At 56.4% G+C, this 14,939-nt stretch carries 12 protein-coding genes, 1 tRNA gene and 2 rRNA genes; 13 read left to right on the top strand and 2 right to left on the bottom strand.

Features of this window, described 5'->3' with window-relative positions; translation table 11 throughout:
* From HMPREF9452_RS05140 to HMPREF9452_RS05105, 9 genes are all read left to right on the top strand, one after another.
* A 23S ribosomal RNA gene (locus HMPREF9452_RS05140) occupies positions 1 to 149 on the top strand; the annotation flags it as partial.
* 173 nt (positions 150 to 322) lie between these two features.
* Positions 323 to 438: ribosomal RNA gene (gene rrf, locus HMPREF9452_RS05135) — 5S ribosomal RNA — on the top strand.
* Between the two features lie 173 nt (positions 439 to 611).
* A complete protein-coding gene (acpS, locus tag HMPREF9452_RS11555) occupies positions 612 to 1,142 on the top strand; it encodes a holo-ACP synthase (RefSeq protein ID WP_083821754.1) in 531 nt (176 codons plus the stop codon).
* Between the two features lie 10 nt (positions 1,143 to 1,152).
* A complete protein-coding gene (locus HMPREF9452_RS05130; RefSeq protein WP_009141068.1) occupies positions 1,153 to 2,775 on the top strand; it encodes a bifunctional ADP-dependent NAD(P)H-hydrate dehydratase/NAD(P)H-hydrate epimerase in 1,623 nt (540 codons plus the stop codon).
* A gap of 2 nt (positions 2,776 to 2,777) precedes the next feature.
* Entirely contained in the window at positions 2,778 to 3,929 is a 1,152-nt protein-coding gene (gene alr / locus HMPREF9452_RS05125) for an alanine racemase (protein ID WP_009141067.1), read from the top strand.
* A gap of 8 nt (positions 3,930 to 3,937) precedes the next feature.
* On the top strand, positions 3,938 to 4,594 hold the full coding sequence (locus HMPREF9452_RS05120) for a uracil-DNA glycosylase (RefSeq protein ID WP_009141066.1): 657 nt from the start codon (positions 3,938 to 3,940) through the stop codon (positions 4,592 to 4,594).
* A 5-nt stretch (positions 4,595 to 4,599) separates the two neighbouring features.
* The gene (gene tsaE, locus HMPREF9452_RS05115; protein ID WP_009141065.1) at positions 4,600 to 5,097 is read left to right on the top strand and encodes a tRNA (adenosine(37)-N6)-threonylcarbamoyltransferase complex ATPase subunit type 1 TsaE; all 498 of its coding nucleotides are present in this window, start codon (positions 4,600 to 4,602) and stop codon (positions 5,095 to 5,097) included.
* A 38-nt stretch (positions 5,098 to 5,135) separates the two neighbouring features.
* Positions 5,136 to 7,529, top strand: a complete 2,394-nt coding sequence (tsaD, locus tag HMPREF9452_RS05110; RefSeq protein ID WP_009141064.1) for a tRNA (adenosine(37)-N6)-threonylcarbamoyltransferase complex transferase subunit TsaD — start codon at positions 5,136 to 5,138, stop codon at positions 7,527 to 7,529.
* Between the two features lie 355 nt (positions 7,530 to 7,884).
* Positions 7,885 to 9,750, top strand: a complete 1,866-nt coding sequence (locus HMPREF9452_RS05105) for a carbon starvation CstA family protein (protein WP_009141063.1) — start codon at positions 7,885 to 7,887, stop codon at positions 9,748 to 9,750.
* Between the two features lie 148 nt (positions 9,751 to 9,898).
* On the opposite strand, the gene HMPREF9452_RS05100 is transcribed toward HMPREF9452_RS05105, so the two are convergent.
* Entirely contained in the window at positions 9,899 to 10,582 is a 684-nt protein-coding gene (locus tag HMPREF9452_RS05100) for an NAD(P)H-dependent oxidoreductase (protein ID WP_009141062.1), read from the bottom strand.
* Positions 10,583 to 10,958: 376 nt separating this feature from the next.
* Here HMPREF9452_RS05100 and HMPREF9452_RS05095 point away from each other — a divergent pair, with 376 nt between their 5' ends.
* The 4 genes from HMPREF9452_RS05095 (at position 10,959) to HMPREF9452_RS05080 (ending at position 14,136) form a co-directional block, all read left to right on the top strand.
* Positions 10,959 to 12,338 carry a tyrosine-type recombinase/integrase gene (locus HMPREF9452_RS05095; RefSeq protein ID WP_009141061.1) on the top strand — a complete coding sequence of 460 codons (1,380 nt, stop codon included), beginning with the start codon at positions 10,959 to 10,961 and terminating at the stop codon, positions 12,336 to 12,338.
* 661 nt (positions 12,339 to 12,999) lie between these two features.
* On the top strand, positions 13,000 to 13,212 hold the full coding sequence (locus HMPREF9452_RS05090; protein WP_009141060.1) for a helix-turn-helix domain-containing protein: 213 nt from the start codon (positions 13,000 to 13,002) through the stop codon (positions 13,210 to 13,212).
* A gap of 62 nt (positions 13,213 to 13,274) precedes the next feature.
* The gene (locus HMPREF9452_RS05085) at positions 13,275 to 13,832 is read left to right on the top strand and encodes a helix-turn-helix domain-containing protein (protein WP_040362340.1); all 558 of its coding nucleotides are present in this window, start codon (positions 13,275 to 13,277) and stop codon (positions 13,830 to 13,832) included.
* 37 nt (positions 13,833 to 13,869) lie between these two features.
* On the top strand, positions 13,870 to 14,136 hold the full coding sequence (locus tag HMPREF9452_RS05080) for a hypothetical protein (RefSeq protein WP_009141058.1): 267 nt from the start codon (positions 13,870 to 13,872) through the stop codon (positions 14,134 to 14,136).
* A 714-nt stretch (positions 14,137 to 14,850) separates the two neighbouring features.
* Here HMPREF9452_RS05080 and HMPREF9452_RS05075 read toward each other — a convergent pair.
* Positions 14,851 to 14,924, bottom strand: a tRNA-Gln gene (locus HMPREF9452_RS05075).
* Between the last annotated feature and the right edge of the window lie 15 nt (positions 14,925 to 14,939).

Raw genomic sequence — 14,939 nt, 5'->3', positions numbered from 1 at the left:
CCGCTGAAGGCATCTAAGCGGGAAGCCGTTCCCGAGATCAGTTCTCCTTCTGGTAAGGGCCCAGGTAGAACACCTGGTCGATAGGCCGCAGGTGCAAGGTCGGCGACGGCCTCAGCCGAGCGGCACTAATCGCCCGAGCTCTTACCCGAGCATTTCATATCGCCGCGGGTGCCGTCTCGCTAGGGACGGGTGCCGCGCGATGCTTCCGGTCGGATCGGACGTCGAACCCCAAGGTCCATCTCCTCGCTGTGCGGCCCCCAGGGCACGAGGGTCCGCCCGGACACACATAACCACCTCATGGTGGGCGGAGCGCCGCCCACCGGTCAGCGGCCATGGCGGGCGGGGCACGCCCGGACCCATTCCGAACCCGGAAGCTAAGCCGACGAGCGCCGATGGTACTGCGGGGGAAGCCCGTGGGAGAGCAGGGCGCCGCTGACCGGTGGACGGCACTTTCACGTCGGTGCGGAGCGGGGCCCTCGGGGCCCCGCTCCTTTTGCTTGTCTATTCAGTATGTCTCTGCTGAGCGTCTGCTATCGGCTCCATGTCGCCTCATCATTCCTCTTAAGCCGTTACAATATTGCGGATATGTGTTATGGCTGGGAGGTGTGTTTATGGCTCGCGCTGGTATTGGTGTTGATATTGTTGAGATTGCTCGTATGGAGTCCATTCTTAAGAGGACCCCCTCTTTTGCTACTCGTGTTTTTACTGATGAAGAGCGGGCGTACTGCGAGTCTTCGAATCGCCCAGCTGCTCATTATGCCTGCCGATTTGCTGCTCGAGAGGCTGTCTTAAAGGCTCTTGGCACAGGATTTAGCTCTGGAATTGGTAGACGAGACGTCTCTGTTTCTCGTGACGCTTCTGGAAAGCCCGTTGCTGTTCTTAATGGTCGAGCTCTTGAGATTGCTCAGGATCTTGGAATTGTTGAAGTCGCCATCTCACTCTCATTCACCAATGATGTAGCCGTTGCAAATGCTATGACAATTACCGAAGATGCTCGACCTAAGCAAAAGCCCGATAGGGAGTCGGAAAAGGCCCGTATTGCACGCTCGTTTAGAGAGGCTAAAAGCGTTCTAGAGGAACTTGAGCGTGTTCAGGATGCTGAGCTTGTATCTATATCTGGAGAATCTCAAATCACGGAATAGGAGAATTGAGATGAAGCCGGTTTTGAGTACTGAAGAGGTTCGTCGACTCGAGGACCTTATCGAAAAAGAGGGCACTTCAAAAGCGGAGCTCATGGAGCTTGCCGGAGAGTTTGTTGCGAGCCTTGCCGAGGCTCGTTCCCCTAAGAGCGTTCTGGTTCTTTGCGGATTTGGCAATAACGGTGGTGATGGGTGGGTCGCCGCCGACATTCTTAGTCAAAAGGGTTCCGACGTCCATGTTGTAACCCCCGTCGATCCCGATGAAATTCCAAGTGCGCTGGCTCGTCATGTTGCTCGTCGAACTGCTGGACGTGACGTCGCTGTTCATGTCGGGCCTTCGCGTGATGAACTTGTTGAGCTTATTGAGCAATCTGACCTTGTTATTGACGCCATTCTTGGTACGGGATTCCATGGTGAGCTTCGCCCCCCGTTCAATATTTGGATTTCCGCTCTCAATGAGATTGGCGCCTCGGTGATTTCGGTCGACGTGCCTTCTGGTCTTGATTCTGAGACCGGAGAGCGCGCTGAAGCGTGCGTGCGCGCTGATTTGACTGCGACCATGCTCGCGCCCAAAATTGGTCTTTATAGTGGCGATGGTCCAGAGTTTGCGGGCGAGCTTGTCTGCGGAGAGCTGTACGACAACCTTGACGAGGTTATTGGCGAAGTAGACCATGCGGCAGAGTTTGTCGACCCCGTTGACATGGCTGATTTTATTGAGCCTCTGCCCGGCAACATCGACAAGTACTCTCGCGGATCGGTGCTAGTTGTCGCGGGTTCCGCGATGTACCCTGGAGCTGCTATGATGGCTGCCAAGTCTGCGGCCCGCGCGGGCGCCGGATACGTTACCGTTGCAGCTCCGGATTCCTGTGCCAACCTCATTCGTCTGGCGCTGCCCTCTATTCCGGTTGTCGCCATTCCCTCTGATTCCCGTGGTTCATTTGGGGCGGCTGCTCGTTCCGTCATCTGTGAAATCGCTCCAAAATATGATGTTGTTCTGTGCGGTCCTGGTATGACGACGGCATCGGGTTGCATGCAAGTGGTCAGCGGCCTTTTGGAGAGCGATGTGCCCCTAATTCTCGACGCCGATGCGTTGAACTGCCTGGGTCGTGGCTCTATTGACGGCATCGATAAAACTCCTGAACTGCTTCGCCGCAACGGTGCGCTGATTTTGACGCCGCATCATCGCGAGCTTTCTCGTCTCGTTGCGGGAGACCCTGTTCATGACCTCCGCAGCGCAATCGAGGCTTCTCAGCGCATTTTATGGGCTTGTGGCTCGGATAACATGCTTGTTATTGCCAAGGGGCCCACAACTGCTGTGGTTGGTGTAGATAAGGTGCTGATCCCCACGGCTGGTCCCGCATCGCTTGCCACCGCTGGTTCTGGAGATGTGCTAAGCGGCATTATTGCCGGCATAGTTGCAACGGCGCATGCTCGGTCTGATGCATGGCCGGAGTTTGGCGCCTACGCCGTGACCGTTCACTCTTATACGGGGTTTGCGGCGGCGGCTGAGATGGGCGAGCGCAGCGTGATAGCAACCGACCTCATCGATGTCATTGGTCAGGCTTTACAATTGGTAGAGGACGAGGCGATGCATGCCCTTACGGGGCTGGGTGCTGCAGCTTCCAAAGGAGAATAGCGATGCCTAGTAGCAAAGAGCCCGCAACTCGTTGGGCATGGGTAGAGATTGACCAGGGGGCGCTTCGCCGCAATACGCGAGCATTTAAGAACCTTCTTGGATATGGCAAGCGTTTATGCTGTGTGGTCAAGGCTGATGCGTACGGTCACGGCGCCGTGCAGTGCGCCAAGATCATGCATGCTACCGGTGCGGACATGTTCGCGGTCGCCACGGTTTCCGAGGGTGTTCAGCTGCGCGAGGGCGGAATCAAGTCTCCCATTCTGGTTCTTAATGAGCCGCCAATCGACGCCTGCGATACCTTGCTTGAATATCAAATCATGCCGTCGGTCTACTCGTCCGAATTCGCCCTTGCCTATGGCGAGCGCGCTGTGGAGATGGGGTGCGTGGGCAAGTACCACATGGCTATCGAAACCGGCATGAATAGGATTGGCGTGCGCTTTACCGACGTGCTCGAGTTTAGGCGCGAGATCGACTTCCATCGCGGTATCGAGTGCGATGGCGTGTTTACGCACTTTGCCACAGCAGACGATCCCGATGGCTGGGATTATCGACTGCAGTGCACGCGCTTTAGCGAAGCCGTCGCCGCAATGAAGGATGCGGGTTTTGAGTGCGGCATTGTGCATTGCAGCAACACCCCGGCTTCCATGCTGGATCATTCGATGCAGTTCGACATGATCAGAGCGGGAATTGGCTTGTACGGACTGCAGCCCTGCGAAAAGAGCGCCCCGATCATGCCGCTTGAACCCGTTATGAGCGTCCGCGCCCGTGTGACGCGCACTATTCATCCGGCGATGGGCGAGGGAGTGGGATACGGTTTCACATTCCGCGTTCCGCGCGCCCGTGTTCAGGTGTGCACTATTCCCGTTGGATATGCAGACGGCTTGCCCCGTACACTGTCCAACAAGATGGATGTTCTCTATCGTGGACAGCGGATTCGCCAGGTGGGCAATATCTGCATGGACCAATGTATGGTCGCAATCCAGCAGACGCCGGCACGGCAAATGCCCGAGGCGGAGGTGGGCGACCTGATTACCATCGTTGGCAAAGACGGCGATGCGGTAATTTCCATGGACGAGATGGCTCGCTTGCGCGGCACCATCAACTATGAGGTTGCCTGCGGGTTTGGCATGCGGCTCGAGAAGGTTTATATCTAGGAGGCCCCATGGGCGTAATGCATATTCCTGGGCATGACAATCAGGCCCCCCGCGAGGTGTCTTTGGACGAGATTCGCGCGGTGCTGGGCGATTGTCGGCTGTGTCCTCTGTGCGAGACGCGTAACAACATTGTCTTTGGAGTGGGGAACCCTCAAGCGCGCGTCATGTTTGTGGGAGAGGCTCCGGGTAAGAACGAAGACCTGCAGGGTGAGCCCTTTGTGGGCAGGGCGGGGGAGAATCTTAACGGTATCCTCTCTCTAGCTGGTCTTGCGCGAGAGGATATCTATATCGCCAACGTTCTTAAGTGCCGTCCGCCGGCAAATCGCAATCCCAAGCCCGACGAAGTGCTGGCCTGTTCCCCGTTTCTGCGCGAGCAGATTCGCAGCATCTGGCCGGACATCATCGTTACGCTAGGTAATCCTGCAACGCATTTTGTGCTGAAGACGGAGATAGGCATTACCAAGCTTCGCGGCAGGTTCCATCAGATGGGTCATTTTGTGGTAATGCCCACGCTCCATCCTGCGGCGGCCCTGCGCAACCCGGCTTGGCAGGAGTTGCTGGAGGCGGACTTTAGAATGCTGGGCGATTATCTCGCTCGTCACCCACAGGATGAGCAGCGGGATGCCGCGGTTCATTCAGATGCGTTGCCCAGGCTTAAGGAGTAGCGGCTATGTCATTAACGCGAGAGGCCGGGTGCCGCTATCAGAGCGAGTCGGTCGAGGATACCGAGCGCTTTGGAGAACTGGTCGCGGCTTTTCTGAACGAGGGCGATGTTCTCATTCTCACCGGCGGGCTTGGTGTGGGCAAGACTCATTTCACCAAGGGCGTGTCGCGCGGTCTGGGTGATGCCCATCCCGTGACCAGTCCAACGTTTGCACTGATGGCAGTGCATGACGGCGGCAGGATTCCGCTTTTTCACTTTGACCTGTATCGTTTGGAGCATGCCTACGAACTCGAAGACACGGGCATCTTTGACGTGCTTGGCTACGAAGGCGCGTGTCTGCTCGAGTGGGGCGAACAGTTCCAAGATGAGCTGTGTGATGAATACCTGTCCGTGGTGATCGAACGTCAAGGGGAGCACCGGCGTTCTATTCGCCTTGAGCCGTTTGGGAAGCGGGCAGAGGAGCTTGCGGTGCAAATTGACGCCGCGATGAAAGGCGTTGCCTAGGGTTGCGGCGCCATAGGAACAGGAAACGGTTTGAAACCATGTTAGTAGTTGCACTTGATACCTCGACGGATATGCTTGCCTGCGCGTGCGCAGAGTGGACGGCGACCCCGGACGGCGGCGGCGTTGAACTTCTGTCTCACCAGGACCACATGTGCCGCCGTCACGCCAATGTGGAGTTGGTGAATACGGTCGACGCAGTTCTTCAAGATGCCGGTGTGTCTATGGATAAAGTGGGTGCCGTGTTGGTTGGGCGTGGTCCGGGGTCGTTTACCGGCGTGCGCATTGGCATCTCTACGGCAAAGGGACTTGCCCGTGGCGCGGGCGTGCCCCTGTACGGGGTGTCCACGCTTGATGCTTCTGCATGGACCGCGTGGCGCGCCGGCGTTCGCGGTTTACTTGGTGTGGCGGCGGACGCCATGCGCGGCGAGGTGTACCCCGCGCTCTATAGCGTTGATGAGGACGGGCCGCACCGTCTGTTTGAGCGCGAGCGCGTTGTCAAGGCAGCCGTCGCCGTTGAAGAGTGGTCTTCGCGTCCGGACTGCGGCGAGCTGCAGATCACGGGAGACGGCTTGGTGCGCTATGCCAAGCTGTTTGAAGGTGCCGGCCTGATGGAGCGCGTTCTCGGTCGCGAGCTTTGGTGGCCCTCTGGAGAGGGTTTGCTGCTTGCCGCCGCTAGCTCCAGGGCAATGCTGCATGATCAGAGCGGCGACCCTGCGCAGGTTTTGCCCGTATATACCCGCTTGTCCGATGCAGAGGAGAACGAGCGCAAGCGTCTTGGTCTAGCCCAGAGCGCGAAGAGCGAGGTCACGGGCGTTGCGGACGAGCTTGCCGGAAGACACCTGCAGTTCCGTCCCATGGGGCCCGCGGACGCAGAAGCCGCCGCCGAGCTCGAAGCGGCGTGTTTTGCCGACGCGAGCCACACGCCCTGGTCTCCGCAACAATTTATGTCCGAGCTGGCGTCGGATGCCGCGGCGCCCCGTTCCTGGTGGGTTGCGCATGACAATGGCGAGTTAGTGGGTATCGCGGGAGGCATGGCGATCGATACCGACGTAGAGATCCTAGATGTCGCGGTGGCGCCGGATCGCCGCCGTCAGGGCATCGCGCGCAAGCTGCTCTCCCATGTGAGCTATGATGCCCAGATGCTTGGCTGCACTACTGCATCGCTTGAGGTCGAAGCGAATAACGGCACGGCGATCGCACTGTACGAGTCGTTGGGCTTTTCCCGCAGCGGAGTGCGTCGCGGCTACTATGGGACTGGCGCGGATGCGTGCATCATGACCGCGACGTTGCCGCTGGTATTGCCGGTGGACGCTACGTCTCCGGAGCCGACTGCTGCCGCTTCTCGTCCGTGGCCCCTGCCTGAGCCGCGGCGAAGCGACGCCGAGCGCAGACTTTTGGAAGAGAGCTCTTTGGTTATGGCTATCGAGAGCTCGTGCGATGAGACCGCGGTTGCCATTATCGATGCGGCGGGCAGGATGCTTGCCAACCAGGTGTCAACGCAGATTGACTTCCATGCGCGCTTTGGCGGCGTTGTGCCGGAGATCGCCTCGCGCAAGCACGTCGAGGTAATCGTGGGCGTGGTCGATGCCGCGCTCGAGGAAGCTGCTGCTTCTTTGGGACTGGCAGATTCTGTTGCCCCCGGCGAGCTCGCCGCCGTTGGTGTTACGCAGGGTCCCGGTTTGGTTGGTGCGCTGGTTGTGGGCGTTGCCTTTGCAAAGGGCTTCGCATTTGCCGCGGGCAAGCCGCTTATTGCCGTCAACCATCTGGAAGGTCATCTGTATGCCAACCTGCTGACAACACCCGACCTGGAGCCGCCGTTTATCTTTACGCTGGTTTCTGGCGGCCATACCATGTTGGTGCATGTCCGCGCGTGGGGTGATTACGAGGTACTGGGCGAGACGCTGGACGATGCCGTGGGCGAGGCCTTCGACAAGGTCGCCAAGGCGTTGGGGCTGGGGTATCCGGGCGGTCCTATCATTTCGCGTTTGGCCGAGGACGGCGATTCCAAGGCGATTGATTTCCCCCGCGCCATGATGCACAGCCATGATTACCGGTTCTCGTTGTCGGGTCTTAAGACCGCGGTGGTTACCTATATCGAGCAGGAGGCCGCAGCGGGCCGTACCATCCATCTTCCCGACCTCGCGGCGTCCTTTGAAGCGGCCGTGTTCGACGTTCAGTTCAAGAAGGCTTGGGATGCGCTCAAGCAGACGGGTGCCAAGGAATACTGCCTTGGCGGAGGCGTGGCGGCCAATCCGCATCTGCGCGAGCTCCTTGTCCGCAAATTGAGCCGCAGGGGCGTCCGCGTGACGCTTCCCCCGCAGCATGCGTGCACGGACAACGCCGCCATGATCGCCGAGGTCGCTCGACGTAAATACCGCGAAGGCGATTATGCCGCTTTTGATATGGATGCCGATCCAAACATGACGCTGTAGAGTCGCTGCGATAGGCTGCTTGTAGGAACCGCTTCTCACATTTGAAACGAGACGTTTACACGCCCGCAATGAAAGGGAGCGTTATTTGACTGCATCTAGATAAAGTGACAAACTGGCTTATCGTTCCACGAGGGAGTGGTAGCGCATCCAGTGCGCACGTTTACGTAAGAAAGTTGTTAGAGCCATGCAGCAAGCCCAGCTAATTATTATCAGCATTATTAGCTAACGCGGGCACGCATGCTTTGGCTTGCCCGCGCGATAGCGGGCGGCTATGAGTGGTGCAAGGGCCGTCGAAATGAATCGACGGCCCTTGTTTTTTATGGCTTGGACGAGTTTCTTGGGGGAAGGAGCTTCTATGAATGGAGTTGCAGTAATCGTAGTCGCTGCGGTTGTTTTGGCCGCTGGCTACCTGGTGTATGGCCGCTGGCTCGCCAAGAGCTGGGGCGTGGACAACGCGCAGCTGACGCCGGCGCGTCGCATGATGGACGGAAAGAACTTCTCTCCAGCCTCCTGCTTCACCGCGTTCTCGCATCAGTTCTCGTCGATCTGCGGTGCGGGCCCCGTTACGGGCACTATCGTCGCCATGATGTTTGGCTGGCTGCCCGTTATGCTGTGGGTGCTGGTTGGCGGCATCTTCTTTGGCGCCGTTCATGATTTTGGCGCGCTGTACGCATCGATGAAGAACAACGGCAAGTCTCTTGCCCAGCTGATCGATAAGTACATCGGTCGCACGGGTCGTCGTTTGTTCTTGCTGTTCAGCTGGCTGTTCTGCATCATTGTTATCGCCGCGTTCACCGATATGGTCGCCGGTACGTTCAAGACCGTCGTCGATGCCACCAGCGGCGCGGTCGATTACGCCAAGTCCTATGCGGGCGGAACCGCTGGTACCATCTCTATGCTGTTTACCTTTGTGGCCATCGCTTTTGGTTGGGGCTGCCGCAAGTGGAACCTCACCGGCGCTAAAGAGTTCGCCCTCGCCGTTGTTCTGATGGTCGCTATGTTTGCCGTGGGCATGCAGTTCCCCGTCTACTTGGACAAGATGGGCTGGTTTGCCGTCATCATGGTGTACCTGGTCTTCGCTGCTGCCATGCCCATCCAGACGCTTAAGCAGCCGCGCGACTACCTCACCAGCATCATGATGCTGGTTATGATCGCTTGCGCGGTGGTTGGCATTGTGGTTTTGGGCGCTGCCGGCAAGGCAACCATGACCGCCCCCATGATCGTTGACGGTGACACCCTTGCCGCCCTGTCCGCATCTGGCAAGAACGTCTTCCCGCTCCTGTTCGTCTCCGTCGCTTGCGGCGCTCTTTCCGGCTTCCATAGCTTGGTTTCTTCCGGCACTTCGTCCAAGCAGGTTGAGAAGGAGTCCGATGCCCTGCCTGTTGGCTACGGCGCCATGGTTCTGGAGTCCTTTGTTGGCATCCTCGCCGTCGTTATCGCCGGCATCATGTTCAGCGATCTCAACACCGCCGGTACCGGCGCTCTTAACAACGGGGTCGCCGCAACGCCCTTCCAGATCTTCTCTCAGGGCATCGCTCGCGGCATGACGTCCTTTGGCGTAGATGCTACCGTTGCAACCGTCTTTATGACCATGTGCGTTTCCGCCCTCGCCCTTACGTCCCTGGACGCCGTGGCTCGCATCGCCCGTCTCTCCTTCCAGGAGTTCTTCGCTACCACTAACGATGCCCTCGCTGCCGAGGACTCCTCGTCCGCGACCGGCTTCATGAAGGTTGTCACCAATCCCTGGCTTGCCACCGCGGTGACTCTGGTTCCGGGCCTTGCTCTCGCTTTTGGTGGCTATGCAAACATCTGGCCCCTGTTTGGTGCTTCCAACCAGTTGCTGGGCGGCATGACCATGATCACCATCGCGGTCTTCTGCAAGGCTACGGGTCGCAAGGGCTTCATGCTCTACGTTCCCGTTGCGTTCCTGCTTGCCTGCACCTTCACCTCGTTGGTCCAGAGCGCGCTTGGTTGCGTGACTGCGCTTCAGGCGGGCGGCATGGCCGTCATGGCCACTTCTGGTTTGCAGTTGGTCTTTGCCATCCTTCTTATGGCTCTGGGCATCATGGTTGCCTACAACTGCCTCAAGGAGCTCTTTACCAAGGAAGCCGGTAGCATGCCGGACGAAGAGCCTGAGTGGTCTGCTATGGGTACCGCTGCCTACAAGGCCGGCGAGTTCAACGACCAGGAGTCCGTTGACGGCGCCACTGCCAATGCCTAAGGCTTGCTAGAGCATCTTAGATTTCTCCAACACATAGTTGTGAGTCGGCGGGGCCGGCATCGCGACCAGGGAGATTCTCCCGGTAACGCGATGCCGGCCCCGTTCTTATTTTGCAGTGCGTGTTTCGCAGCGTGCGCTTGCCGTTGCGCTAGCGAAGGTACTCGACCACGTCTGCAAAGGGACGGCGAAGTTTGGGATGTGGACGATGGCTGGGGTCGTGGACGCCAAACTGCACAAGGACGGACACGCCCCACTCGGCGGTATCGATGATGCCGCGGCCTGCCAGCACTCGTTCGAGCTCGGGGAAGGTGCAGCCCTCGATGGGGGTTGCATCGATGCCCATCACGGCTGCGGCAGAGAGCATGTTGGCAAGGGCGATATAGGTCTGCTTGGACGCCCAGTCAAAGAGCGCGCGCTTGGGATCGAGGGTCTGCGGAGACGTTTCAAGGACGCGCAGGTCGCGCTTCTGGAAGGTCTGGAACATCTCCAAGCGGGCCTTCTCCTCCTGAGGGGAGAGGCCCTGCACGTTATGGCAGATGTCATGCGCCCATTCGCTTTGCGCTGTAAGGTTCTTGCGGGCAAGCAGAATTACCGTTCGGTCGGCGTTTTTCTTAGCGCCCCAGGAGCAGTCGAGTAGCTGCTGGAGCAGTTCTTGATTCTCGACCACCAAGATTTTCCAGGGTTCCATGCCAAAGGAGCTGGGGGAGAGTCGCGCCGCCTCGAGAATGGTGTTGAAGTCGCTGTCGCTTATGTGGCCCTCTGGGGCATAGCGTTTGCAGGTAAAACGATCCTGTAGCGCCTTGATAAACATATCGCCGCCGTGGTTTGCCATGGTGCCTCCAATGGGTGCGGGTGGATAAAAGCAAGTTGCTTGGCTTGTACCCATGCAAGAGCGCCGGCGGGGCGATTGCGCGTTGTATTGCGCTTTTTAGCATAGTGTTGTTCACGTTTGTGCGAAAAAGAAAACAGGTCAAAGCAAAAACATGCTTTGACCTGCTATTTCTTAATGGCTGGGGCAGAGGGATTCGAACCCCCGTAACCGGCACCAAAATGAGGTTACATTTCTGACTAAGCTAACTACCTGCGAAAACGCGGGCGCTCTACCTGCGTAAATAATGACTGTTGCGCCTAAAAAAGCTAAGATGTACCATGCAGCTGAGGTAATTTTTCCCATAGATTTCCCATCGATTTCCCATGGAAGGAAAAGCATGGAAAGGCAGCAAGATAAGTTCACTACCTGCTCTTTTGAGCCTTACGAGGTTAGGAGCAAGGACGGTGAAACCACCCTTAAAAAGTGGCGTGCAGTGTTCCCATACAAGGACGAAAACGGGAAATGGCGAAAGAAGAGCGTGACCCTTAAAACAACAGGCCGCGACAAAGGGCGCTCAAAGCAGGTTCAAAAGGCAATAGAGGCTGAAGCTGAAGCGCTGCGGGTGCAATTGAACAGGGAAGTGAGGCAGGCCGAAATAGAGGCGTTGGAGGCTCCAAAGAAGCAAACGCTTTCAACTTACCTTGCAAGCTATATCGAGGAACGCGCTATCAGCGTTGAACCATCGACCGTTGACGGGTACAGGCACCTTGCCAATAACGTTATCGGTGCGTTTATCGGCGATATGGAGCTGCGGGATATGCAGCCGGACGTAATAGCTAGGTGGATGCGCGAGGCGTTGGGGGAATATTCGGCTGCAAGCGTTCGAAAAGCGTTTGTGTTGCTGAGGGCTGCGCTAAGGCAGGCATGCGATAGGGACTTGATACCCAAAGACCCAACGCGCGGCCTCAAGGCTCCCAAACAAGCGGCTCCCGTATCGAACAGCCTCACGGAGGCCGACCGTGGCGCGGTGCTTGCCTACGTGAATATCAAACCCACGCTACCAACTAGCGTTGCTATCCGCATGGCGCTATATACCGGAATGAGGCGCGGCGAAATGTGCGCTCTGCGTTGGAAGAACGTTGACCTAGAGGCGTTAACCCTTAGGGTGGCTGAATCTTTCGGGAAGGCAAGCAAGAAGGATGTTGCCGATTCGATAGTAAGCCCGCTCTGCTTTTCGGGCTTCTACCTTAAGGAGCCTAAAAACAAGTCAAGTATTCGAACGGTGTATTTCCCTGAGGATTTGGCAAAGGCCTTGAGAGCGCGTAAAGCTCTTATGAAAGCCCAATGCTTGGAAGCGGGTATTTCATTCAGCGAAAACATGTACGTGCTTGGGGATATCAAGGACTATGAGACAACGCGCGGTGGCAATGCCGCTAGGGATTACGTTCCCATGCATCCTCATACGCTTTGGGTTAAGTGGCATTCGATAGCGGAAGATTTGGAGCTTGTGGGAACTGAAGGAAAGATACCGGCGCTCCACGATCTACGCCACACGTTCGCAACAACGGCGATTGCAAGCGGCGTTGACGTTAAGACCGTTTCTAGCTCCATGGGGCACACCGATACGGCTATGACCCTGAACCGCTACACAAGCGCTGACCCTGACGCGCAGAGGCGGGCGGCTGACAAGATGGGCGAGGTATACGGCGCTTGCTTGGAAGAAACTCAATCAGTCGCGGAGATATTGGAGCTGGGCAAGACCGGCACGGATGAATAGGAGCAACGGGGACAACACGCACAGTGGCTATTGCAGGGGCGCGGGCTTTACGGCTTGCGCCCTTTTCTGTGCGTTTCACTTGTAAGCCCATTCTATGAAGCAACGAGAGGCGATTTAAGGGCTTATAAGGTCATTACATGAGTACTTACACCAATAAGAAGATATAATCCCTTCTATAGGCATTACAAAGCGCCTGAGAAGGTATTAAGCACTCCCCCTATAGCCTAAAGAATGGTTGGCAGTAGGGAACCGGTGCCAAAGTTGGAATTAAAGCACGCGCTGAATCTGAACGGCTGTTTTTTGCCGGTGGGCGGGCTTGATTGTGAAGGAAATGTGCAAGTACAGAATACGCTACAGGAAACCAACTGAAAACGTCCCTGAACGTCCCTGACCTCACGACATACATTTTCACAAGTAGATTAGTGCGCTAAGCATTGCAGACTTCAAATAAGAGACATGTGTACTATTTGCCCTGCTAGGCAAGGCAATACTGTTGAAAACCTGTTGAAAGCCTGTGGATAACTATTGCTACTTATCAACAATTTGGCGTTTCGGTCTGCTATCGTCTTATTCGTGAACGGCGGGCGCTATGGTGTCCGCTAGGCAAGGTGCTACGGCACCGCAACGATAGGACGGGAAACCGTCCGGAAAGGTAGGCAACATGGCTACCAAAACAAACGAACAGCTTATCGCCGATGTTATGGGAGGTGAAACCGCACTTGTAACGCCCAAAGCGGCGGCTGCGTTCCTTGGGTGCCATGAGCGAACCGTAACGCGCATGTGCGAACAGGGAAAGCTTAAGGCCGTGAAAGTTATGAGCATGTGGCGGGTCAATCGCCGCGCCCTGCTTGATTTCGCGGGCGTTGAGGCGTGAGTGATGCTATGGCATCGAACGAGGGCGCTAACGATCGGCGCGTATCACCTGAAAGATTCGGAATGGTTCAACTTGAATTGTTGCCCCATTGGATTGAGGCGGGGCTAGTGTCGGTGCAAGGCGCGGTGAATATATGCCTGTTGTCTTGGACGAAAGAGGACGAAGCAGGGCGGCGTTATTCATGGTTCCCCGCCGATGATATGGCCGCGCTTTTAGGCGTGCAGCGCAAAAGCGTTAGCGATGCAATACGCCGGTTGAAAGAACGGGGGTTTATCACTGTGAAAGAGAAGGGAAGAAAAGGGCGATGCACGGAATACTATTTGAACGCCAATGTTGGCACATTGAACCAGCCCAAAGAAAAGGCGCTCACAGTTGCAGCTGCGAACGCCAACAATAACGGGTCTGTTGCTTCTTCTTCCAGACATACATTGCTTCAAACCCACGACCCAATCATACCTGTTCAGAGCGGTGAAGGTATGGAGAACGGGCGTTGTTTGCCTGCAAGCGGTTCACATTCAGAAAGCAAAAAACCCGTAGCGACACATACCAGCATGGATCGTGAGGAATTCGCGGCTTTGAAAGAGAGTGGGGCGTTTAAACCCGGAAATTGGAATGCTTAAACGCGCTAAGTAAAGCAATATAGAAGGAGGCTCAATAATGAGCGTTGATAAATTCATGGATGAAGCCAAAGAGATTACAAGCAAACCCGCCTCTATGGTGTTTGCCGTAGGTAGCACGCTATCACGCGAGGGCAATAGCGATTATCTGAAGTACAACCTTGACACCAAAGAGAGGCGCAAGGCGTGGAAGGATGCAGCGCCCAAAGGCGTTGAGCGCTTTGTTATCGAGGATGGGGAGCCGTGGGCGAGGCTGTACGGTGAACATCTGTTTGAGCTTGCGCTCACTGAGCTTGCCCCCGATTAGTAAGGCTCATTGATCTATAGGCGGGTAGGGTTTACAAGACCTTGCCCGCTTTTTTTGTCTAGCATTGGGGCGCTATAGGTACGCTTGGGAGACGTACCTAAGCTATGTATAGGTACGCTCCCCACTCGCCTTAGGTACGCTTGGGGAGCGTACCCTTAATAAATAAAGAATATAAATAAATAAAAGAAGGCAATGCGGGAATCGCTCTAAGGCGTTCCCGCTTGCCCTTATCGAGTTGCCCAAAGCCTCAAGGCTCTTTGTTCCTAGAAGGTTGTCGGTATCAGTGGACGGGCTGAAGGCTATACGGCCTTGCATCCGTGACGCTACGGCGATGGGCGAGGCATGGAAGACGGGACGCTATCGAGGCTGCGGGTTGGCTTGAATCGCTTGTTTGGCGTTGCTGAATAAACGCTATCAATGAGAAATACCACGGGGGAATCCCCTGCTTTTATTTTTTCTTCTAGCTCCCGGCGGCATAGCAGATTCTCTCCCCGATAGGGTTTTTTCTAGGAATGCTTCACGTTTAAATCGCTGAGAGCTGTTTCAAAGGGTCTGTTTCTAGCGATCTACGATAGCTAGCCCTAAGCACTTTCTCATTGGCTTGCATGGTATCGAGGGCAATTTTTCCCATAGATTTCCCATGGGCATTTCCCATGAGCTATGAAAAAGAAAACAGGCCAAAGCAAAAACATGCTTTGACCTGCTATTTCTTAATGGCTGGGGCAGAGGGATTCGAACCCCCGTAACCGGCACCAAAAACCGGGGTCCTGCCGCTGGACGATGCCCCAAGACAATGGAATAGT

This window comes from Collinsella tanakaei YIT 12063, assembly GCF_000225705.1.
Lineage (GTDB): Bacteria > Actinomycetota > Coriobacteriia > Coriobacteriales > Coriobacteriaceae > Collinsella > Collinsella tanakaei.
This window is presented reverse-complemented; position numbering and strand designations above follow the sequence as displayed.